Origin of the sequence: Bacillus sp. 37MA, assembly GCF_000372765.1 — a bacterium.
Classification (GTDB): domain Bacteria; phylum Bacillota; class Bacilli; order Bacillales; family Domibacillaceae; genus Domibacillus; species Domibacillus aminovorans.
On the sequence record NZ_KB889752.1, the window covers coordinates 3,359,749 to 3,382,539 of the forward strand.

Consider the following 22,791-nt stretch of genomic DNA (forward strand, 5'->3'; position numbering starts at 1 on the left):
TCCTTTATATTCAAGTGTTAGTACGCGCGAAAATGGAAAAGGTTTCGGAATAATTGAAAAATGATAAACTAAAAGAAAAGAAGCGTAGAAAATGGGAATGAATATTAAGTACTCGTCGTAATTGTCGTACGGGAGATGATGAGAGAGGTTGAGGAGAATGGTGAAGATTACAGTAATCGGCAGTTCATCTATGGATCTAGTCGTAACAGCGACAAAACGTCCGAATAAAGGAGAGACGATACTTGGCGAGTCATTTAAAACGGTGCCCGGTGGAAAAGGAGCGAATCAGGCAGTAGCTGCCGCTAGGCTTGGTGCGGACGTATACATGGTGGGATGTATCGGTACGGATGCGTTTGGAGAAACGATATTGGAGAACTTTAAAAACAATCGTGTTCATACGGACTATGTAGAAGCCGTTACACAAATGGAAACGGGAACAGCACACATTACGCTAGCAAACGGAGACAACAGTATTATTGTCGTGAAAGGAGCGAATAATTTTGTCACACCGGCTTTTGTAGACCGAGCGATTCATGTCATTCGTCAATCAAATATTGTGCTTATTCAGCAAGAGATTCCAGAAGAAACCGTTGAGTATGTAAGTGAGCTATGCGCGATAAACGATGTACCGCTTTTATTAAACCCGGCACCAGCACGTCCGATTTCAAAGAATGTGATTGAGAAAGCGACCTATATTACACCAAATGAAATAGAAGCAGCGGCGTTGTTTACCAATATACATAATTATCCTAATAAGGTGTTTGTTACAGAAGGGGAAAATGGTGTCCGTTATTTTGACGGGGAGAAAGAAGTAGTCGTGCCTTCATATCTAGTTGAACCTGTTGATTCGACGGGAGCTGGTGATACATTTAATGCAGCATTTGCGGTGGCGTTAGCAGAAGGAAAAGAACTTAAAGAAAGCCTTCAATTCGCTAATCGAGCAGCGTCGCTATCTGTTACAAAGTTTGGTGCACAAGGCGGTATGCCGACGCGCGTGGAAGTGGAGGAAAAACGTCATCCCCTTTGAGATGAATGATAAAAGAACAACAAACGAAAGATTTAGAAATGAGCGTGATGATGACACGGCGAACATATCAGGTCTTGAACACGCTAGGTTTAGCCGCACGTCGCAAGGAAAAGGGATATTTGTGGCAGAAATCGAGCATTTATTAAGAGAACAAGTAACCATATCCACTGGTCATCGCGCAAATTGGTTCATACATTCCATTTACATCGCCGGGTGTACTGTTGATCCGCTTCTCGCTAGTTAAGGAATGGCCGTGGACGGAGATTATCATTCCACTCGCCATTCTTGTCATCAGCATTTGGCTGTTCATGAAACTCGCCGGAAAAGTATTCAAAATCGGCATTCTCATGTACGGGAAAAACGCCACACCGAAAGAAATATGGAAATGGGTGTGGAGTTAAGAAGCGGATAAAACGACAGAGTCTTCAAATGTGACGATGGATATACGATAAGTATAAATGAATTAAATCATTTGAGGAAGTAACCACTAGAAAGCCAGTCGTTATTTGACTTCAGCAAGGTATTACTAGCTCTATAATTGACGTTCAATCAGGAACTTGTTTTACGGGTTCCTAGGTTTTTTATTTGGACAATATCTCCAACTGGGCGAATGAAGCAGTACAACATCTTGCTTCCCGCATATAATTACATAGACTTTCTAAACAGGAGGAGAAGGATGAATGGATAAAGAAATACTATGTTCTTTAGTTGGCAAAGCTGTAAAGGTAAACCGTGGCGGTCATGATTCCAGAGTTGGACAATTGCTGGCAGTAGAGGAAGATTACTTTGTGCTACTCACTAAAGAAGACGGTGTTCTTTATTATAAAGGCCACCACGTCAAAAGTTTAACGAATAACTTGAAAAAGGGTCTCAATTTCAACCTCTATGCACCTGAAGATTTCGAGTATATCCGGAGCAATTGTTTTAAAGATGTACTGTGCGATTTAAAATATCACTGGGTTACAGTTAATCGTGGCGGTCACGAGAAATATGAAGGCGTGCTGGATGATGTGCAAGATGAGTATATTACAGTGGTTGCGAACGAAGAAGTCATTCGCATCGCCATGTTCCATATTCGCAATATTAGTTATGATCTGAAAGTTGAAGATTGTGAAGAAGAAGATAAAAAAGAACACGAAGAAAAAAAAGAGAGTAAAAAGAAAAATAAAAGCGAGTAATTATCGTCAGAGACAGACAGTGTGACCAGCATCGCCACTTTTGAATTAGGGTGAGAGACAAGGAATTGTTTCAAATTCATTTAAAGTGGCTTTTCTCAATTTTAAAAAAAAGGGATAAAACCTGTGAGGGGGTTAGTCATGTCAAGCCCTTATTTTTCAGAGACACTTAGAGCGCTTATCGGGTATTCAATCGGTATTTTTTCAAACGATGGAATCTTAATTAAAGGAAGTTTGGTTGACGTTAAAGAGGATTATATTATTTTGCAGAACGAGAAAGAAGAGCACTTTTATCATCATCTTAACCAAATTAAATCCGTTTCAAAAAACACAAAAGATATTCAAACAAACAAAATAAATCATGATTATTTACAGGCCGAGAAGTTACAGGAAATTTTAGAACAATGCAAACAAAGATGGGTCACAATTAACTGCTACAATGATCAAGTGCTGACCGGTTTTCTTAGCAAGGTCTTTGAGGACCATCTTATTTTAATTAGTGGTGAAGAAAAGGTTATTATGCAAAATTCATATATATCCACTATTTTTTCGGGATTTTATGAAGAAGGTGATTCCAACGCAACGAACAATTCAATTGAAAATGGGACGTCTACAAATAGCGAAACAGAAGCGACAGATTATTCAAATGAAAATGAAGCATCTGCTGCCAACGAGACAGAAGCAACAGATCGCTTAGACGCACTTCAGCATGACGATGAAGTCGAACAAAAAGAGGAGTTAGATGATGATCAAGTAGAGCTGGTGAATTCATCTTTCGAAACAAGCGAGGGAAAAGCAAGTGAAATGAATTCATTTACTGCTGATTCTTCTTTGCGAAAAAATCGTGTAGATAAATCTTCATTTAAAGAAAAGGAAATCGAGGAGATTGACTACACCCTGTACGATCGAAAACTTCGATCAAACCTAGTTACCCGTAAGAAAAGGATGCAAATGCCTCGAGATGAAGAAGAGAGTAATCCTTCTGCTAAAAGTAAGAAAAACATCCGTTATGATTCAGGGACTTTTTCTCGTTTAAAAGATCTCCAATCTCAAACATACCGAAAGAACAAAAAATTAAAATACAGCAAAAAAGACGGAAGACTGCAAGCAGAAGAAAAACAAAGCGTTATACAAACAACTAAAAGTAAGAAAAACATCCGTTATGATTCAGGGACTTTTTCTCGTTTAAAAGATCTTCAATCTCAAACATATCGAAAGAACAAAAAATTAAAATACAGCAAAAAAGACCGAAGACTGCAAGCAGAAGAAAAACAAAGCGTGATACAAACAACTGTACAGGTGGCAGAAGAAAAACAAGATTTCATACAGCCTGTTTGGACACAGGAGGAAAAAGAAAAAATGCTCGAAACACAATATTATTCACTGATGAAGCAGGCGGAAAAATCTCAAAATTTCTCACTGATGAAACAGGCGCAAAAGGATTACATGAAGTTAAAAGAAAAACGGATGCATCGGGAACGAATAAAGTATTAGAAGGCTATGTTTTTCTCTTTCCTTATTTTTGGATTACGTGGTTTTATGAAGGGGATAAGGAGGTGAGTAGTTGATGAAGTTACTCAAAACGTATGTAGGAGAGTTCATTCATCTGGAATTTTTAGGAAAGAAGGAAGTGTCGGGTGTACTAGTTGATTTTGGCAGCGATGTTCTTGTTTTGCGTAAACAAGATGAATTTTATTATATTCCATTATTTCATATTCGAGAGATAAGGCTGTTATCAAAGGAAGAAGCCGATTCGTTCACACAATTTGATGCTATCACAGCGCCGCCACTTGCTGATAAGTTATCTTTAATAGAAATATTGCGTGCAGCTGAGAAAGGGATCTTTGTTGAATTAAATGTTACAGCCCACCAGCCGGTCCACGGACATATCACACATGTGATGAATGATTATATTGTCCTTTTCTCTCCTGTTTATCAAACAATGATTATTCCAATGCAACATATAAAATGGCTTATTCCTTACCCTGCTTCCTCACATCCTTATGGATTTAGTCAATCGATCCGTCAAGAACCGAATGCTCCAGTTAAGCTATTCGCCCGAACGTTTGATAAACAAATCGAAAGTATGCAAGGCGCATTTATTACTTGCAATATCGGGGATAAAGAAAGTGTAAGTGGAAAACTTATCCATAAAGAAGCGAATTTTCTCGATTTGATGACTGTAAAAGAAAAAGATGTTCATGTAAATGTACATCATATAAAAGCAATCGCGTACAGGTAGCGATTAATGTATTAACAAATGAAATAATGAAAGTGAACAAAACTGTTTCCGAGAGATAGAGGGAGCAGTCTTTTTTATTGTAAAGGGACCTTTTTAAATGGATTCTCTAGAAAGTATAGGAGTATTGACATTTCCTGTCGAATATTTTAACGAAGGAAAAGTATTAAAATAAGGGGAGAGAAAAATAGGATGAAGATGGTGAGGGGACAAAAAATAAAACTGTCAGACGTATTTCAAGAAACCGATTTGCACGTACAGGTGGATGTACAATCACAAATGACTATCGATATTACTTGTTTCGGGCTGAACTCTTCAAAAAAACTCTCCAATGAAGAATTTATGATTTTTTATAATCAACCTTCTTCCTCAAAAAATGAAATAAGCTTGCTGTCACATAGCAATGGACAAGCTGAATTTTCCATTCATCTAGGTCAATTGCCAACGGACATTCAGCAGTTCGTTTTTACAGCGACAATAGACGGCGGCGGAACGATGTCTGACATAGAATCCGGCATTCTAACTGTGAAAGCGGGTGGACAAGAAGTTCTCCGTTATTTATTCACAAGTACTGACTTTCAAAATGAAAAAGCGGTCATCATCGGTGAATTATATCAAAAAGATATTTGGCGCATCGCTGCTGTGGGACAAGGATTTGATGGCGGATTAGCAGCGTTGCTCACTCATTTTGGTGGAGAAGTAGCCGAAGAAGAACCGACTACGCCGCCAGCAGCTCAGCCTAATCTAATAAATGAAAAGAAAATTAACCTTGAAAAAAAGATGGCTGAAAAAGCACCTCAGCTGCTGAATTTGGCTAAAAAAGCAACGATATCACTTGAAAAAGTTGGACTGCAATCTCACAAGGCGAAAGTTGCCCTATGTCTGGACATTTCAGGCTCCATGAACAGCTTGTACCAATACGGAAAGATTCAAGACTTTGCTGAAAAAATCTTAGCGCTTGGTACACGGTTCGATGATGACGGCGCCATCGATATTTTCCTTTTCGGTAGAAATGCATATAGTGCCGGTGAGTTGTCCATTGATAACTTTTCCGGCTACGTTAATCAAATGCTTCGATCTTATCCGCTTGAAGGCGGTACTTATTACGGAAAAGTCATGAAAATCGTGCGGGAGCATTACCTCGGTTCTTCAGAAAAACGCAAAACAATGATCTTTAAAGATATGCCCACTTATATTATGTTTGTGACAGACGGTGCAACAATGGATGAATCATTAACGAAAAGTATGCTGCAAAGCGCTTCTTATGAACCACTGTTTTGGCAATTCATGGCTATAGGCAAATCAAATAATTCTTTGAAGAGGAAAAAGGGGATGTTCAACTCCCTTTTCACATCTGATTTTCGTTTTCTAGAAGCATTAGATGACATGAGCGACCGCTTCATCGATAATGCCGATTTCTTCAGCATCGAAGACCCATCCTCCATACCGGATGATGAATTGTACAATTTACTGATGCAAGAATATCCGGCTTGGGTAAAGGAAGCACGTTCAAAAGGATTGCTGCAAGGCAACCAATAAAATGTATGTACATATTCAAATGGAAAACCTTTAATCAATCAACAAAACATGGTAGATTAATGAAAGAAGATAGGAAAGAAGGGATATAACATGAATGTAGCAACAATTGGAACAGGTTGGATTACAGAACAATTTGTGGATGCAGTAAGGGAAAGTGGAAAATTGACGTTTGCCGGTGCGTATTCCCGCTCTGCAGAAAAAGCAGACAAACTTGGAGCGCCGCGCGTGTTTACGGACTTGAACGAGTTAGCGGCTGATAAAGAGATTGACGTTGTGTACATTGCGTCACCGAATTCTCTTCATTTTGAGCAAGCCCTTTTGTTAATGAAAAATAAGAAGCATATTATTTGTGAAAAACCGATGTTTTCGACGACAAAAGAGCTGGAAGAAGCATTTAAAGTGGCTGATGAAAACGGTGTCTTTTTGTTTGAAGCATTCCGTAATCTATACACACCGAACCACGATCGGTTGAAAGAAGCGATTGAAAAAGTAGGGGCTGTGCGCCATTCGTTCTTCCAGTTTATAAAGTATTCATCCCGCTATGATAACGTGCTCGCAGGCGAAGAGCCGAATGTTTTTTCACCGGCATTTTCTGGTGGTGCACTCGTAGACCTAGGTGTTTATCCGATTAGTTTTGCTGTATCATTGTTCGGAAAACCTAAAAATATCTCTTGTCACGTGATGATGCTGCCAACGGGTGTAGACGGAAGCGGATCAGTCGTTCTCGATTATGGTGATCATACGTGCACAGCGATGTATTCGAAAATTACAGATTCGCATTTGCCTGGTGAAATTGGCGGAGAAGAGGGCACGATCGTCATTGATCACATCGCACCGATTACAAGTATCGAGTTCAAAAACCGCCGAACAGGTGAAAAAGAACAGCTTGCTGTAACAGAAGAAGAGAACGACATGATCTATGAAGCAAAAGTGATAGCCGAGATCATTGAATCAAACGATCAAGAAAAATATCAGTATTTCCGTAACGTAAGTGAAATTGTGATTCAAATTATGGAAGAAGCACGCAGACAGACCGGTATCGTTTTTGATGTAGAAAAATAAAAAAATGTGTTTATCGAACCTTTTGCAAAGGCCAGGTAAACACATTTTTATTACTTGAAAAGTGTAGAAGAGGTTCGTTTTGAAAGGAATGCCGCGGTAAGAACGAAGCCATCGTATTGTGATAAAGGTCAGCCTGTGCTTTTGTAATTCTCCAGCGGTCATGGTGGATATCGCCACGATAAAGAGAATTTCCTTTTAAAGTCCAAAAACAATAACGTTCAAGAAGCCAGTATTCAAGGCTTTCCTTGTCTGGTACATAAATGCTCGATGATTGTTGGTAACTTGCCTGAAAGAGTTCATCTGGGCTGCCTGGGTGCTTCCGCTGGCTTGTGTAGTGCACAACCGGATCTTTTATCGTCATCTTCATGCGGGCATGTTTATAGGGAAGAGCAGCTCCTATTTTTGCGCCGGTGACAATCGGCCACTTATTGGCATCCAGACTAAAAAAATAAATTCCGGGAATCCCTTCATAAGTGACGTATGTACGGACATTTAATTCCAGATAAGAATGATAAAACGGAAACTTCGGCATGCCGTGCAGTCTTGTATGATGGGTTTGAAAGGGGATGAGACTAACCCATGCCGAACCATCACATATGTCTATCTGAAGCTGCGCAGGTATATGCGCTCTTAAAAGATCAGCAGAAACTGACCAGTGGGCAAACAGCATATTGGTCCATGTTTGTTTCATAATCCATGGTGAAGAAGGTAATGGGTACGGGCGCTGTTCCACTTCCATAAATTCTTTATACAAATTGTACAGTCCTTTCAAGTAATTTTGTTATTTACTAGGAAATAATAAAACAGACTAAACTCATTTAATGAATTTAGTCTGTTTATTACTCGATGCAATTAAATCGTATCAATATGATTTTTGCGGCGATCTTTTCGGCTTTTCAGCCTTTTCCAGAAACTCTGTTATTTTTCCGTTTGTTTCATCAATTAATGTCTTCATTTTTTCTACATCAGGTTCATCTTTTTTCGCTTCGGCGATAAGTGGGTACAGGCTTTCCTCAATATTTTCATAATCGTCCGGATATTGCTCTTCTATTTCTTTTTCAACAAGATCCCAATGTTCTTCCAAGACTGTTCCGGCTTGTTGAATTTCCCTCACGTTATCAGGATCCTCTATACTCGCTTTCAGTTCTTTTAAAGTCCCAACAACGTTGTCTAGTTTTTCCGGCATAGTTCGGGCATGTTCTTCAATAGTATCTGTTTGATTATCTCTGACAGGCTGCTCACTTTCATCTGTACCGCAGCCGGCGGCAATCAAAACCATTAGAGCAAATGAAGCTGAAACAGAATAGAATTTCTTCATAGCGTTCTCCTTTAATACCGTTTATCAACAGTATGAACAAAAAACGCAATTATAAACGGTGCATTTCAAATCGATGAAAGATTAATGACCAACCGCCGTCAGCACTTAATCATCCTGTTTGAACCACCCTTTTCGCCAGAAAAACGCAAACATCGAAAGCGCGATGCCGCCCATCAAACCGAGCGCCATAAAGTAGCCATAATGCCATGTTAATTCAGGCATATGGGTGAAATTCATCCCGTATATGCCGGCGATAAAGGTGAGCGGCATGAAAATCGTCGTAATGACAGTGAGCGTCATCATAATGTTGTTCATCCGGTTCGAATTGACAGATAAATAACTATCGCGCATATCTTTTGTCAGCTCTCGGTTCGATTCGACAATCTCCGTCAACATAATCAAATGATCGTAAATATCTTTAAAATATACTTTGTTTTTCTTGGATATTTGTACGCGGTCTGAATTCAGCACACGATACAAAAGTTCGCGCATTGGAAAAATAATGCGGCGCAGCTTTAATAATTCTTTTCGAATGTCAAATAAATCATTCGTTTTGTAATTGTCTGCGTCTTCCGCTTCTAATTGAATAAGGCTGTCTTCGATTTGATACACACTCGGGAAAAAATGATCGACGACTTTGTCGACGAGATGATACAAAATATTAACGGGATGTTTTATTTTTTTCGGCTCAAGCAGCCGTTCCCAAATGGTATCAACTTCAACGGACGGTTTTCGGTGAAATGTCACGATAAAATTCTCGCACCAGAATATATCGAGCTCCTCCGGCGACAGTGTTTTTTGATTGACGGATTGAATGATCATAAAATCATAGTCGTCGTAATAATCAAGCTTCGGCCGCTGAATAAAATGAAGACAGTCTTCAATCGCCAGCGGGTGAAAAGCAAAAAAGTCGTTTAATATGTTTGTTTCTTCGTCTGTCGGTACATTTAAATCCACCCAGTACCATTGAATATGTTCTCCGCGCAGTTCCTCAAGCGGCACATCGCGCAAAATCGTCTGATCGATCGTCATTGCAGCCGTTCTTATCATGTAATCACCTTTTTCATTGTATCGAGCCTTTATCATTATAAACAATATGAATGGTAAACGGCACTGAAAACCGGTAATATTTCCGGAAAGAGGTGAGGAAATGGCCGTGAAGAAAAAAGTAGCAATCCAGAAGCCAAATATACTAATGCTGGAAGAAATCGAATTTGAGCGGTGGTGAGATGAATCAGGCAAATTTCGCCGATACATCCATGAAAGGGCTCGATCTCAGCAGTAGTTCGTTTAACAATATCATCGTTTCATTTGACCAGCTGAAAGGCTGCGTCACATCGCTGGAACAGGCCATGGGCTTTGCACGGGCACTTGGATAATAGGATGGTTTAGTTTTTTCACGGAAGATGTTTGAATGAAAGGAGCCATCATGGATCATAACTGGATCTATGAAGGCTTTTTATTTTTAAAAAGTGGTAAGTAATTAATAAAAATGGAGGCAGAAAGATGAAATTAAATAAACCTGAGTTAGCGAAACAGGCTGTTGATTCAATTGAAAATATGGCAGGAACGTTTCCAGGGTATCGGCGGGCGCATGCAAAAGGTGTGTATTGTCAAGCTATCTTTACACCGAATGGAAATGCGACACCGTACACGACAGCTGCTCATTTGCAAAAGAAAGAAGTGAAGGCGCTCGTTCGTTTTTCTGATAGCTCACCGAATCCGAACATGGTGGATATCCTTTCGCCAGTAAAAGGAATGTCTGTTCAATTTCAGCTGCCAGATGGAAACGTGACAAATCTTGTTAGTGCGACGGTGCCCGTTTTTATTACGAAAACACCGGAAGTATTCGTTGAGATGCTTCGCACGCTTGGAGATAAATCGAGCCTTCGTGATATCGTAAAAATGTTAATCAACTATCCCGAAAGCAGAGCGGCTTTTCACATTATGAAAAAACTGCGGCCGTTTATTAGTTATTCAACGAGCCGCTATTTTCCGATTCATGCGTTTTATTTCATAAATGAAAAAGGGGAGCAGCAGGGCATTAAATATGAATGGGAACCAGACGACAATGTAAATATCAAGACGAAAAAAGAAGCGGTTATGCATCCGGTTGATTACTTAGATGAAGAGCTAGAAAACAGGATGGCAACAGGGCCAATTGGCTTTCGTTTAAACATCTGGCTAGGTGAAAAAGGAGATTCCGTTAATGATTCAACGGTTATGTGGCCGGATGAACGGAAAAAAATCACGCTTGGACATTTATCGATCACGAACAAACTGGAACATCAGGCAGATGATGTCGTATTTGATCCGACCGTTATGACGAATGGGATTGCGTGCACGGACGACCCTGTTCTGCATTTCCGACGTGAAGTGTACTCGGTTTCATTTGACAGACGTTCAAAAGGGAAGTGAGGCGAAGTAAGCCTTATTATTTTCCTGATATGTCAAAATATTTTAAAAAATGATAAACACTTTTTGCAAGTTCATATATACTAAATAGTAGATTAAGAGGAATATTTAGTGAATGGAGGCAAAAAGGTGAAAAGGTTTTTGGTTGTTGCTCTGTCATTTCTTATGATTGTTACTCTTTTTGGAATAAAACCTGTTCAAGCTGCTGGTTTTATCGATGTTCCTTCTCGGGCATTGAAGGAAGTTAATTACTTGGTAGAAGGCAAAATTGTGAGTGGGACATCGACGACAACATTCACGCCGAATAAAACAATTACTCGTTCAGAAGCGGCTGTTTTCATCGGGCGTACACTTCAGCTGGACGGAACACAGCGGCCAACAGACTTTACGGATTTGGGCTCCGGCAGCTTTGCGTCGGGTTATGTACAAACAGTTGTAGAAAAGGGAATTATGTCGGGCTATGATGGCAAGAAATTTCTTCCGTATAAAGCTGTAACACGCGGTGAAATGGCGATCATGCTAGCAAAGGCATTTGGTTATTCATCAAATGCTGAAAAAGCATTGATGGATTTAGGCATCGCAAGCGGTCTTTCAGATGGAACGTTTGGTTCGAATCAAACGATTACCCGGGCAGATTTTGCTGTCTTTTTGGCACGGGCCATTAATCCCGAATTTCGATTGAAATCATTCGGTGACTTTACAAGCAAACGTTGGTCAACGACAGGGAATTTAAACGTTCGTTCAGGACCTTCTACTTCGTTTGCCTCATTAGGGAAAATTGCTGCGAATACAGAAGTAGCCAGCGCTCATTCCGTTGGTGGATGGACCTATGTGAAGATAGGGAATACTGTTGGTTTTATCAGCTCCTCTTATTTGAGCAGTACAGGAACAGATGTCACGACACCTCCCGTGACAGAAGGCAGTGATGCACAGCTTTCAAGTCAAACGATTATTCTCGATCCGGGTCATGGCGGCACGGATTCAGGAGCGGTTGGAAATGGACTGAAAGAAAAAGATGTGGTGCTGAAAACGGGACTTCAAGTGAATAACTTATTGAAACAAACGCCATTTAATGTGAAAATGACTCGATCTACTGATACGTTTATTCCATTGAAAGACCGGTCTACTTTTGCCAAAAACAATGGCGGTAATATTTTCGTCAGCATCCATGTGAATTCTGCATCAGCCAGTGCAAGCGGGACGGAAACGTATTATTATGCAGCAGGAAATCCGCATGTGGCAGACAGCAAATTGCTCGCAGCGAAAATTCAGGCACGTATGTTGGCCGCATGGGATTTAAATGATCGTGGAGTAAAACCAGGCGACTTCTCTGTGCTTCGTGAAAACAATATGCCAGCAGCACTAGCGGAGCTTGGATTCATTTCCAATGCAGGAGATGCAGCCAAAATGAAGTCGGATTATTCGATGAAGATCATGTCAAACGCGATTTACTACGGTATTCTCGACTACTATAAAGTGAAAGGCTATAACGTAGACTCACTTTATAAAGTAGCCGAGTAAATCATACATAAGACGATCCTCCAATGATTTTATAGTCAATGGAGGTTGTTTTTTATTATAATAACTAATATTATTAGTTATTATAATAATTAAATTAGTTAATTGAAGGAAAGGGGAAGAAATATGCGTCTTACGAAAATCGGATCGTTCTATCAGCTGTCATTCATGCCGCGTTTTTTTCCAGTTAACTGTTATATTGTTGAAGAAGAAACATCGCTGACACTTGTCGATGCAGCGCTACCCTACAGCGCGAAAGGCATTATGAAAATGGTGAAAAAACTTGAAAAGCCGATCAAACATATCGTATTGACACATGCGCATGAAGATCATATTGGAGCAGTTGACGTGTTAAAAGGATTTTTACCGGATGTGCCCGTTTATATATCTGAGCGGGATGCACGGCTGCTTGGTGGTGACGTATCGATAGATCTGGAAGAAGCACAGAAGCCGGTGAAGGGCGGCGTGCCGAAAAAAATGAAGACACGGCCGGATATTCTGTTGAAAGAAGGAGACCGGATAGGATCACTTGAAGCGATTTATTCTCCGGGACATACGCCAGGTTCGATGTCGTTTATCGACAGGCGGAACCGCAGTTTAATTGCTGGCGATGCTTTTCAGACGAGAGGCGGCATGGCGGTGAGCGGTACAGTAAAACCGTTCTTCCCATTCCCAGCACTTGCGACATGGGATAAGCAAACCGCGATTGACAGCGCAAAGAATTTACATTCATTGCGGCCTTCCATTCTAGCAGTTGGTCATGGAAAGATGCTGGAGCAGCCTATGAAAGCAATAGAACGGGCAATAATGGATGCAGAAAAAAAGATGAAATGAGGACATTGGAATGGCACCAAGAGCAGGCATAGATGTAGATACCGTTTTGCAAAAAGCAGTTGAAATAATTGATCGGGATGGTTATGAAGACTTATCAATTGGAAAATTGGCCGGAGCATTATCAATTCGCCCCCCCTCTTTATATAACCATATAGGCGGTCTATCAGAGTTGAAACAGAGGCTGGCTGTATTTGGCTGTGGAAAATTATATGAACAAATGATTGGAGCCGCCGTCGGACTCTCGGGCGATGAAGCGGTGTATGCGCTCAGCCTGGCGTATGTTTACTTTGCACGTCAGCACCCGGGTTTGTATGAAGCGACGTTTCGCGCACCAGACCTTTATGCACCTGATTTAAGAGAAGCGCAGGAAAAAGTCGTGCAGATTGTTGTTCAAGTGATGGCTGTATATAAACTGGATGAAGAAACAATTCTCCATATGGTACGAGGATTGCGCAGCATGCTTCACGGTTTCACGTCCATTGAGCAGACAGGAGGATTCGGTCTGCCGCTCAATCTTGATGAAAGTTTTCACATGATGATTAAAACGTTTTTGAAAGGACTTCCAATCAAAAAATAATTTACAAAATTTATGTTCGACTTATTAAAACAAATAGTCGAATATAATAAAGGATGAGAAAATTAAAAGTGGTACTTTGTAATATTGAGAGATGAAAGGTTTCTTGAAATTATTAAGTACTTTCATTCTAGACAAAAACCGATTGCCAGTATTTGTGTAGTATCTTTAACTCTAGGTAAAAGTGGAATAGTATATAATAGAAGGGCAACCACTTACAGCCATCCAACTAGTCATCGAAAAGAACAATTAAAAACATTTGGTGTAAATGTTCAGAACGTACCTATTGTTCAAGACGGCCATATTATAACTTCTGCGAATCCAGCTACTGGATTTGATGTTGCTTTTCTCTTACTTGAAAAATTAACTTCAGAAAAAAACGTCAAACATGTTAAAGAATTAATGGGGTGTGAAATTTGATATTAAAAAAGAGGTTATATTACTGGTAAGATGGTAATATAACCTCTTTTTTCTCGTTTGGGGGTACTTAATTCCTTTAGGTTGATGGCGTTGGGGAAGCACCAACTATTAATCACATTTCCCACGCTAAACCTAAAATCTTTGACAATAAACAAAGAATCTTTAATTAAATATCTCCTCCTATAACGATTGTAATACATTTAACTATAATTAGTGCTCTGGGGCTTATATCTTTAAAAATATACAATAAAGGAGAGTGAACCTCGTAAATGGGACTTGTATTAATTTTAGCAGAAAAGCCATCTGTATCTAAGAATATTGCAGATGCACTGAAAATAAAAAATCGACAAGACGGTTATTTTGAAGGAAACGGCTATATTGTTACATGGGCGTTTGGCCATTTACTTCAACTATACGATGCAAAAGATTATGATGACAAAATGTCCACATGGAAAATGGAGAACTTTCCGTTTATCCCGTCAACATTTAAATATAAAGTAAAAGGTGATCCAAGAAATAGAGAAAAGCCAGACAGAGGCGCGAGTACGCAATTAAAAATTATTCAAAGGTTGATGAAAAGGCGAGATGTAGACGCTATTATTTCTGCTTGTGACTATGATCGAGAAGGTCAATTAATAGGGGACAGTATCATTTATAACCTCGGAACAGATAAAGACGTTTACCGGTTATTATTAAATGAATGGACACCGGCTGAGGTTATGAAAGGGCTAGAAAATATGAAGTTGAATTCAGAACTCAAGCCTTTACAAGATGCGGGCGTTAGCCGTCAATGGGCGGATTGGGCGATTGGAATAAACTTAACATCAGTGGCAACGCTTAAATATCAAAAAGGAAAGGGGAAGGCTTTAAATATTGGCCGAGTATTGTTACCGACGTTAAAGATTATCTATGACCGAGATAAAGAAATTGAGAATTTTGTTCCAGAAAACTATTTTAAACTTCAAGCTACTTTTAAAACAAAAGATGAACAAGAATATGAAGGAACATACGTTGAAGGAAAAGAAGAGAAGTTTAAAAATAAGGAAACGTTAGAAGCGATTCAACAGGCATTAATAGATCAATCCGCCATTGTGAGTGACAAGCAAGTACAGAAGAAAAAGGAGTATCCACCGTATTTATTTAACCTTTCTAATTTGCAAGGGTATATTACGAACAAATATAAAGGTTGGACATCTGATAAAGTATTAAAAGTAGCCCAATCTTTGTATGAAAAAAAGTTCATTACGTATCCACGTACATCCAGTGTAGCTCTAGAAGAAAGTCTCGTTGGTAAAACAGCAAAGGTATTAGAAACGTTAACGGAAGACCTGCCATATAAAAGTGAAATCAAATTTGTGAAGTCTAAAAGGATATTTGATAACTCAAAAGTAGAAAGTCATAGCGCTATTGTTCCTACTTATTTGAAACCTAAAAAGCTGACTACAGATGAAGAGCAAGTATATACAGCCATAAAAAACAGATTGATTATGCAGTTTATGCCTGTAGCAGAGTACGAAGAAACAAGAATTGAAACGAAAATGAAGAACATAGATTTAAAAGGTTTATTTGTATCTAAAGGAAAGGTACAGCTTGTAGAAGGATGGAAAAAAGTAGAGAAAATTCAATCTAAAGATACGATTTTACCGCTCGTTCAGATCAATGATCATGTTGATATGATCAATCACGAAATTACATCACATGTGACAAAGCCGCCAAAACAGCACACGGAAAGAACATTGCTGCGAGTAATGGAGACATGTGGTAAAAATTACGATAGCAATGAGGAAAGTGAAGAAAATATAAATACGATTTTAAGTGGCTTTAGTATAGGAACACCAGCGACAAGAGCCGAAACGATTAAAAAGTTAAAAGATGTTGGATATATCACTGCTGAAAGTAAAAATCTGTTTTGCACACAATTAGGCAGAAAGCTGGTTGAGACGTTTCCAATTAAAGATTTGTTTGATTTAGAATTTACAGGACGCTTGGAAAAATCTTTGTTTGATATCGAAAAAAGAAGATTTAGCAAAGAAGAATTTTTACAGGTGATTTTTGATTTTACTACGAAGTCTGTACAGACGATCAAAAGCGAACAAGAAATAACAATTAAAGAAGTCGTGACGCAGCGCAAAACAAATGAAGTGCTGGGGAAATGTCCTGTTTGTGGACATGGTGTAATTGAAGGTCAAAAAGGGTTTGGCTGTAGCAATTGGAAAAGCGGTTGTAAGTTTGTTATTTGGAAAAATGACAAGTTTTTAACTGCAATGAAGAAAAAGCCGACGAAAACGATGGTGAAATCACTGTTGAAAAATGGAGTTGTGAAAGTAAGGGGATTAACAAGCAAAAAAGGGAATAAGTTTGATGCAATGTTAAAGTACGAGAAAAATGCAGATAATGATTATTTTAGCTGGAAGATGGAGTTTGATAAATAGTGTAAAAAAGGTTTCATAATAGCAAAAGGGATTGGAAAACTACAAACCTATAACTGACTAACGATATAGATAAATCTGAAGGGAGCAAAACCAATGAAATATCACATTGTTGAAAGAGATGTATTTCAAGCAATAGGGGTTAAACGAGAATTTTCATGTGGTGCAGAAGATATAGGAATTCCAGGTGTACCAGCATTTTGGGATAGAGTCCATAAAAATGGAACAGCTAATCAATTGTACCAATTAAACAGTGGACAAATTAAAGGTCTATTAGGTATTATTGAAAATTTTAATGAAGAGAAAAACACGATTGATTACTGGATTGCTGCAGAACATAGCGGTGACGTGTTAGATGAATTGTCGACCTTTGAATTTCCGGCATCTAAATGGGTCGTTTTTGAAGTGCGAGGGCCTATCCCAATCGCTCTAATAAATGCATGGAAACAAATTTATTCAGAATGGTTCCCATCTAATCGATATGAACCAGCTGCAATAGCACCTATTGAAGTATATAAAGAGCCTGATCCTACCAAGCCTGATGCATATTCTGAGATCTGGGTGCCAATTAAGTAAGGAAATACATTGCGGTAAACAGGAAGAAATGGCTTGAGAGCGGGAAGACGAATTTAATGAAAGGTTTTAAAGGAAAAAGTTCGTTTGATGCGTGTATTTGTCTGGAAGGGTCAAAAAGAAGGTACGATTTAGCTTGAGTTTAAAAAAGCGGCCTTGCATGGAATGCAAAGGTCGCTTTTTTAAACTCAAACGCATTTCTGACCACTTACCTTCGAATTACGCTTACGCCAGATTAGCCATTGTTCATATATGAGCGCCACGACGGTTCCGGTGATAAGTCCATTTGAAAGGGTAGCGGCGATTGCGGCGGGTAGTTCAACAACGCTGTCGGGCGGCAGGAACATGAAGCCGACACCGGTCATTAAACCAATTGCTGCGACTTTAAGTGACTGTTCTGTGTTTTTTGCACTGGCAAGCTCGTGAAAAGCCATGCGAACCATGCCGGTGAAAATAACGAATGTAACAGCATACGCAACAGGAGCAGGCAGTGCTGATAGTAACAGCATCGCAGCCGGGAAAAAGGTGACGATTACGACGATCAGGCAGCCAAAAATAAACGGCAGCAACGCGCGCGTTTTCGTTGCAGACACGAATCCGGCTGCTCCGGAAATAGGTACCGGTCCGACAGCTGAAAAAGCACTGGCAATAAAATGATTGATTCCGGCGAAAATACCGGCTTGCTTTACTCGGTTCGGCACTTCTTCGTGAAACTCCCTTTTTAATGTCCCTTCCATGACACGGATCGATGCCATCATATTGGCGATTAATAAAAGCGTAATGAAAAATGATGTGATCATCATACCAGGTTCTATGACGGGCGGACCAAAAACGAAAACATCCGGAATGGATAGAGCCGCTATCCCATTGAAAACCGGCACTTCTGCTTTTTGAAGAAGAAGAAATACGAGCCACCCTACAAAAACGGCAATCAAAACAGAGTATCTTCGCAACAGAGCAATCCGGTGACCGCTTATCCAGAATGTGAAGGCCATTGTGATTGCGCATCCTAAAATAACGAGACCGTCGACTTTGCCTGATTCATTAGGCAGCCCCATCATACCTTTAATAAATGTACCGCTTAACTGAAGAACGAGCAGCAGTAAATAAATGAATGTGATGGTCGGTGTAAATAGCTCTTTCAATCGGTTCATGAGACCAGTAGCCGCGAATAAAATAAAGAGTAAACCGCTATAAAGCATGCCGCTTTGCAGTACTTGCAGCGTAGCATCTGCAGTCGTGTATAATACACCAACGAATCCCGTGTAAATGGTAAACACGCCCCACCATAACCCGGCAGGTCCTTCATTAATAGGAAGTTTGTGGCCAAACAGACTTTGCAAAATACCAGCGATACCGAGAACGAGCATCGTACGCTGAATAAAGGAGGCTGTATCTGCACCGTTCAGATGAAAAAGTGCCGCAATGGCAACCGGTGCGGCAATAGATGAAGCAATTAAAAATACAGCCCATTGCAAGGAACCCGCTATCATTTTCATCATCGTTCACTAAATCCCTTCAATACTGTTTTTCTTATTGTAACATAAGAAGAATAGATGCCGTTTTTATGTGAACTTTGATAAGATAAAGAAAAAAGCTTATGGGGGCCCTGATGAAAACAATTGTAAATGTGAAAGTGAACAAAAAAGCAGCGGTGAAGCTCCGAAAAGGGTACCCGCTTATTGAAAAAGACGCGGTAGAAAACAGTAAAGTACTCAAAGAAGAAGGAATAATTATCCGTATTCTCGATGAGAAGAAGAACTACATTGGCACGGGTTATTATGGTGTGCAAAATAAAGGTGTAGGATGGGTGATCACTCGTGAACCGGAAGAGTACATTGACGCTGCTTTTTTTACGAAAAAAATCGAAACAGCACTGAAGCAGCGCCAGCATTTGTTCGACGATCCGGACACAACGGCATTTCGCGTCTTTAATGGAGAAGGAGATGGTGTTGGCGGGCTAATTATTGATTATTATGCCGGTTTTTACGTCATTCACTGGTACAGTCTCGGGATTTATTCATTCCGAGAGGATCTTCTCGCTGCGATGAAAGAGAAGGTTGACTATATAGGAATCTATGAGAAAAAGCGATTTGATCAAAAAGGAAAGTATATAGAAGATAATGATTTTGTTGCGGGTGAACGGGGTGAATTTCCGATTATTGTGAAAGAAAATGGTGTGAATTTTGCGGTCGATTTAAACGATGGTGCTATGACAGGGATCTTTCTTGATCAGCGCGATGTAAGAAAAGCGATTCGCGAACGCTATTCAAAAGACGCAGAAATGCTCAATATGTTTTCATACACAGGCGCATTTTCCGTTTGCTCCGCTCTTGGCGGGGCAAAAAAGACAACGAGTGTCGATGTAGCAAACCGAAGCCGTGCCAAAACAATCGAGCAGTTTGAAGTAAATGATCTAAATGCTGGTGAACATGAAATTGTCGTCGATGATGTGTTTCAATATTTTAAGTATGCGGCACGGAAAGAGCGGACATTTGACCTGGTCGTTGTTGATCCACCAAGTTTTGCGAAAACGAAAAAGCGTACGTTCAGCGCAGCAAAAGATTATATAAAACTGCTGAAAGAAACGATTGATTTAACGAAAAATAACGGTGTGATCGTGGCATCGACGAATAGCAGCACCGTTGATTTAAAAAGGTTTAAAGGGTTTATTAAAGATGCCTGCAAAGAAAAAGGAGTAGCTTATTCTATTCTAGAGCAGTATACGCTGCCGGATGATTTTCGGACGATCGAAGAGTTTCCGGAAGGCAATTATTTAAAAGTGCTTTTTATCGAAATAAAAAAATAATTTTTTGAGTGTGAATGTAGAATATATAGTGAAAAAGATCTTGCAGGCATACATTGCAAGATCTCTTTTTTATATTGTTATCATATACACTTCTCTAATTTGTCCATATCTGTTTTTCGCAAGAACGGTACTGCCATTCTTATCAACTGCCACAATTGTGACTTCTTTTCTTTTTTCACGTAAGATGATCGTATAGACATTTATGTGAAAGGGATGGGGATACATGAATAAAAAACCTGCTATTTTCGCTCACCGGGGCGCAAGCGGCACGCATCCGGAAAATACGATGGCGGCATTTGAAGCGGCGGTTCGTATAGGTGCAGATGGCATTGAGCTTGATGTACAAATGACAAAAGACGGTGAAATTGTGATCATTCACGACGAAACAGTCAACCGAACGACGAATGGAAAAGGAGCCATTGAGCGAATGACATACGCGGAAATTGCGGAGCTTGATGCAGGAAGTTGGTTTCATCCCAAGTTTGCAGGCGAAAAAATCCTAACGCTGGATGAATTTTTGACCTGGGCAACGGGAAATACTATGCAAATTAATATTGAATTAAAAACGAATAAAGTGCCATATTACGGTATCGAGCAAAAAGTTCTTGAGTTGATTGACATATATAATATGAGAGGAAGAGTGATCATTTCATCCTTTAATTCGGAAAGTGTTGGCCGTGTGATTGAACTTGATCCATACATTGCAGTGGCAGGTCTCGTTTGGCGTATTCCGCGTGAAGCCGTAAGGGCTGCGAAAAAGCTTGGGTTGACCGCGTTGCATACGCAAGTATCATTTGCACTGAGTGAACACGGGAAGGAAGCGATTAATAGCGGGATGCTGCTCCGGCTCTATACGATTAACGACGTGAAAGAGTGGAATCGTGTAAAGAGAAGCGGTGTTCCTGTGGAAGCGATCATTACTGATTTTCCAGAAAGATTTTAATGAGTAAGGAATAACAGTTATTTTTTTGCTTTTGCAACAGTCGTCAGTTTAACTCCGCATCCACAAATGGTACTGTGCTTTAATTTTTTCAATTGTGTATGGCAGCGAGGGCAGATTTTTTTCATGCTCATGTTTTCTCCTCCTTTTGAGGTAAAAGAGATATCCCAACTTCGACTGGATATCTCTTTTTGTCGTTTAGTTGATAATATAATAATAACACTTATTATACGAAAGTCAATATCTGTTTATAATGATTATAAATTAGGGCGACAAGGTCATGTTACTGGATCAGGTTTGAATTGGCCAAGTGAATCTGATTGGAAAAATAAATTACTTGCTGGTGGAATGGTTGCTACGTTAACACTTGATGGATTAGCAGGGTGTGCGGGTGGAGAAGATCAAGATAATGGGATAGACGATGGCGAAGTAGATGATCAGCTAGACCTGGAAAATAATCCTCAAGATGAGGATAAGGAACAATAAATAAGTTGATTTTATGTTTAAATACTCTGTGTTTAGTCAGTTGAGTAATACAAACTCAATCTGATTAGAGCTGCATTCTTCTAACACGGCACAAATCAATAAGTCGAATCGGACTATATCGAATTCACTGATTAAAGGCAATGCAATGGTATTGCTCCATACTTTTAATATAGGAGTGGATAAAGCGTTAATTAACTTTTCTTCCTCTGCCCTCGTTGTCACGTCCATTGGCATAGCGACATAGCCTTCAATATTTAGCACGAATTTTAATCAAAAGTAAACACCTCAAATGACGATGACGAATAAACGATAAAAGTGATCTTATTCTTTCTATATTGCTTTCTTTCTGTTTTTGAAAAAAGCAATGATGAGGAGAAGAACAGGGATGATGACTTGGAATGAGTGATCTATATACGGCGCTACAACCACCCTCCATTGTTGATCATATTCCGTATAATTGCTTGCAGTGGCCATGGATGCAAGTAAAACGACCATGCCCATCGGATAAGCAAGACGGGAAGGATGTTTCACCTGAAATAAATGAGACGCTCCCATCACCGCCACATAGAAACAGATACTTATCTTTAAAAAACCGCCGATCATCACAAAAAGGATGAAATAAATATCCAAACGCTCCAAAAATCCAGCTACTTCAATCGACTGGATCGAAGCTAGAAGGGGAAATTGTGCATGGGAAGCAAGATCAACGCCAAGAGCACTTATGTTACCCGCTGCGAAAAGCGCCAATAGGAGGCCACTCATGCCCAATGCCCATAATCCGGTGCGTTTCACTTTTTCACGTTCCTTGACATAAGGGAAAATCATCGCAAAGACGATGATTTGTCCAAATGGGAAGTACAATGTGTCTGTGAAAGCGGCTTTGATCACCGGCGAAAGTCCTTCTTCCAGTATCGGCTTTAAGTTTTCGAGATGAATGATTCCTGAAATCATCATTAAAAGGAAGCCGCTCAAGAGAAGCAGGCACATGACGACAAACAACACTTCACTGGTTCGGGAGATGACTTCAATTCCTTTATAAACTGTATAAACAATCACCAGAATGAATAAGGCATTGATGATAAATAAAGGGGTTGCGGGGTAAGCAATGGTGACTAACAATTCCCCGCAAACGCGTAATATGTCTGCAGCTGTATACACAAAATAGAGAATATAACAGAAGGCGAGTCCTTTTCCTAAAATGGATCCTAGTAATCGTTGCACGTATTCAGTCGGCGGAAGATCCGGATAGTAGCGGTAAAGGCCGTAATGAATGAAAAATAAGCAAAAACCGCCGGCCATGGCGATGAGAGTCGCCAGCCAGGCGTCCTGTTTCGCGTCTACGGCAATCGGAAAAAATACGGCACTGCCAGTTTCAAATAAAAGGATGAGTGTGAAGAGCTGATAGGCACTCATTTTCGCTTTTTCCATAATAT

The 22,791-nt window shown here is 39.8% G+C and carries 22 protein-coding genes and 2 pseudogenes; 18 read left to right on the forward strand and 6 right to left on the reverse strand.

The annotated features are described in order from the left end of the window. Positions 1–157: 157 nt before the first annotated feature. The 7 genes and pseudogenes from rbsK to A3M5_RS0118530 all read left to right on the forward strand — a co-directional run bounded on the left by rbsK (position 158) and on the right by A3M5_RS0118530 (position 7,042). Positions 158–1,027 (forward strand): ribokinase, encoded by an 870-nt coding sequence (gene rbsK / locus A3M5_RS0118495; RefSeq protein WP_018395264.1) that lies wholly within the window; start codon positions 158–160, stop codon positions 1,025–1,027. A gap of 170 nt (positions 1,028–1,197) precedes the next feature. Next, a pseudogene (locus tag A3M5_RS0118505) lies at positions 1,198–1,428 on the forward strand (ABC transporter permease); the annotation flags it as partial. Between the two features lie 279 nt (positions 1,429–1,707). Further along, positions 1,708–2,205 carry a hypothetical protein gene (locus A3M5_RS0118510; protein WP_018395267.1) on the forward strand — a complete coding sequence of 166 codons (498 nt, stop codon included), beginning with the start codon at positions 1,708–1,710 and terminating at the stop codon, positions 2,203–2,205. Positions 2,206–2,343: 138 nt separating this feature from the next. Then, complete coding sequence (locus tag A3M5_RS0118515) at positions 2,344–3,696, forward strand: DUF2642 domain-containing protein (RefSeq protein ID WP_018395268.1); 1,353 nt, start codon at positions 2,344–2,346, stop codon at positions 3,694–3,696. Between the two features lie 73 nt (positions 3,697–3,769). Continuing rightward, a complete protein-coding gene (locus A3M5_RS0118520; RefSeq protein ID WP_018395269.1) occupies positions 3,770–4,444 on the forward strand; it encodes a YwrJ family protein in 675 nt (224 codons plus the stop codon). A gap of 189 nt (positions 4,445–4,633) precedes the next feature. Next, on the forward strand, positions 4,634–5,980 hold the full coding sequence (locus A3M5_RS0118525; RefSeq protein ID WP_018395270.1) for a VWA domain-containing protein: 1,347 nt from the start codon (positions 4,634–4,636) through the stop codon (positions 5,978–5,980). Between the two features lie 90 nt (positions 5,981–6,070). After that, positions 6,071–7,042, forward strand: a complete 972-nt coding sequence (locus tag A3M5_RS0118530; RefSeq protein WP_018395271.1) for a Gfo/Idh/MocA family protein — start codon at positions 6,071–6,073, stop codon at positions 7,040–7,042. A gap of 10 nt (positions 7,043–7,052) precedes the next feature. Here A3M5_RS0118530 and A3M5_RS0118535 read toward each other — a convergent pair whose 3' ends face one another. From A3M5_RS0118535 to corA, 3 genes are all read right to left on the reverse strand, one after another. Then, the gene (locus tag A3M5_RS0118535; protein ID WP_018395272.1) at positions 7,053–7,796 is read right to left on the reverse strand and encodes a YqjF family protein; all 744 of its coding nucleotides are present in this window, start codon (positions 7,794–7,796) and stop codon (positions 7,053–7,055) included. Between the two features lie 108 nt (positions 7,797–7,904). Beyond that, positions 7,905–8,360, reverse strand: coding sequence for a hypothetical protein (locus A3M5_RS0118540; protein WP_018395273.1), 456 nt, complete (start codon positions 8,358–8,360; stop codon positions 7,905–7,907). Positions 8,361–8,465: 105 nt separating this feature from the next. Further along, positions 8,466–9,410 (reverse strand): magnesium/cobalt transporter CorA, encoded by a 945-nt coding sequence (corA, locus tag A3M5_RS0118545; protein ID WP_018395274.1) that lies wholly within the window; start codon positions 9,408–9,410, stop codon positions 8,466–8,468. Between the two features lie 164 nt (positions 9,411–9,574). On the opposite strand from corA, the gene A3M5_RS25570 reads away from it, so the two are divergent. From A3M5_RS25570 to A3M5_RS0118585, 8 genes and pseudogenes are all read left to right on the forward strand, one after another. Continuing rightward, on the forward strand, positions 9,575–9,739 hold the full coding sequence (locus A3M5_RS25570) for a hypothetical protein (protein WP_018395275.1): 165 nt from the start codon (positions 9,575–9,577) through the stop codon (positions 9,737–9,739). Between the two features lie 127 nt (positions 9,740–9,866). Next, positions 9,867–10,778 carry a catalase family peroxidase gene (locus A3M5_RS0118555; protein ID WP_018395276.1) on the forward strand — a complete coding sequence of 304 codons (912 nt, stop codon included), beginning with the start codon at positions 9,867–9,869 and terminating at the stop codon, positions 10,776–10,778. Between the two features lie 126 nt (positions 10,779–10,904). After that, on the forward strand, positions 10,905–12,296 hold the full coding sequence (locus A3M5_RS0118560) for an N-acetylmuramoyl-L-alanine amidase (protein ID WP_034299581.1): 1,392 nt from the start codon (positions 10,905–10,907) through the stop codon (positions 12,294–12,296). A 123-nt stretch (positions 12,297–12,419) separates the two neighbouring features. Continuing rightward, positions 12,420–13,127, forward strand: a complete 708-nt coding sequence (locus A3M5_RS0118565) for an MBL fold metallo-hydrolase (RefSeq protein WP_018395278.1) — start codon at positions 12,420–12,422, stop codon at positions 13,125–13,127. 10 nt (positions 13,128–13,137) lie between these two features. Continuing rightward, positions 13,138–13,704 carry a TetR/AcrR family transcriptional regulator gene (locus A3M5_RS0118570; protein WP_018395279.1) on the forward strand — a complete coding sequence of 189 codons (567 nt, stop codon included), beginning with the start codon at positions 13,138–13,140 and terminating at the stop codon, positions 13,702–13,704. A gap of 93 nt (positions 13,705–13,797) precedes the next feature. Beyond that, positions 13,798–14,121: pseudogene (locus tag A3M5_RS23300) on the forward strand (DJ-1/PfpI family protein); the annotation flags it as partial. Between the two features lie 269 nt (positions 14,122–14,390). Continuing rightward, entirely contained in the window at positions 14,391–16,553 is a 2,163-nt protein-coding gene (locus A3M5_RS0118580) for a type IA DNA topoisomerase (protein ID WP_018395281.1), read from the forward strand. A gap of 93 nt (positions 16,554–16,646) precedes the next feature. Further along, on the forward strand, positions 16,647–17,126 hold the full coding sequence (locus A3M5_RS0118585) for a GyrI-like domain-containing protein (RefSeq protein ID WP_018395282.1): 480 nt from the start codon (positions 16,647–16,649) through the stop codon (positions 17,124–17,126). 185 nt (positions 17,127–17,311) lie between these two features. On the opposite strand, the gene A3M5_RS0118590 is transcribed toward A3M5_RS0118585, so the two are convergent. Then, complete coding sequence (locus tag A3M5_RS0118590; protein WP_018395283.1) at positions 17,312–18,625, reverse strand: purine/pyrimidine permease; 1,314 nt, start codon at positions 18,623–18,625, stop codon at positions 17,312–17,314. Positions 18,626–18,735: 110 nt separating this feature from the next. Between A3M5_RS0118590 and A3M5_RS0118595 the strand changes: the two genes are divergently transcribed. The 3 genes from A3M5_RS0118595 (at position 18,736) to A3M5_RS23895 (ending at position 21,358) form a co-directional block, all read left to right on the forward strand. Continuing rightward, positions 18,736–19,932 (forward strand): class I SAM-dependent rRNA methyltransferase, encoded by a 1,197-nt coding sequence (locus tag A3M5_RS0118595; RefSeq protein ID WP_018395284.1) that lies wholly within the window; start codon positions 18,736–18,738, stop codon positions 19,930–19,932. Positions 19,933–20,155: 223 nt separating this feature from the next. Continuing rightward, on the forward strand, positions 20,156–20,875 hold the full coding sequence (locus A3M5_RS0118605; RefSeq protein WP_018395286.1) for a glycerophosphodiester phosphodiesterase: 720 nt from the start codon (positions 20,156–20,158) through the stop codon (positions 20,873–20,875). Positions 20,876–20,998: 123 nt separating this feature from the next. After that, positions 20,999–21,358, forward strand: coding sequence for a hypothetical protein (locus A3M5_RS23895; protein WP_018395288.1), 360 nt, complete (start codon positions 20,999–21,001; stop codon positions 21,356–21,358). 36 nt (positions 21,359–21,394) lie between these two features. Here the strand turns inward: A3M5_RS23895 and A3M5_RS0118620 are convergent, their stop codons facing one another. Beyond that, on the reverse strand, positions 21,395–21,592 hold the full coding sequence (locus A3M5_RS0118620; protein ID WP_018395289.1) for an STAS domain-containing protein: 198 nt from the start codon (positions 21,590–21,592) through the stop codon (positions 21,395–21,397). A gap of 96 nt (positions 21,593–21,688) precedes the next feature. Then, positions 21,689–22,786 carry a GerAB/ArcD/ProY family transporter gene (locus tag A3M5_RS0118625; RefSeq protein WP_018395290.1) on the reverse strand — a complete coding sequence of 366 codons (1,098 nt, stop codon included), beginning with the start codon at positions 22,784–22,786 and terminating at the stop codon, positions 21,689–21,691. Positions 22,787–22,791 lie beyond the last annotated feature (5 nt).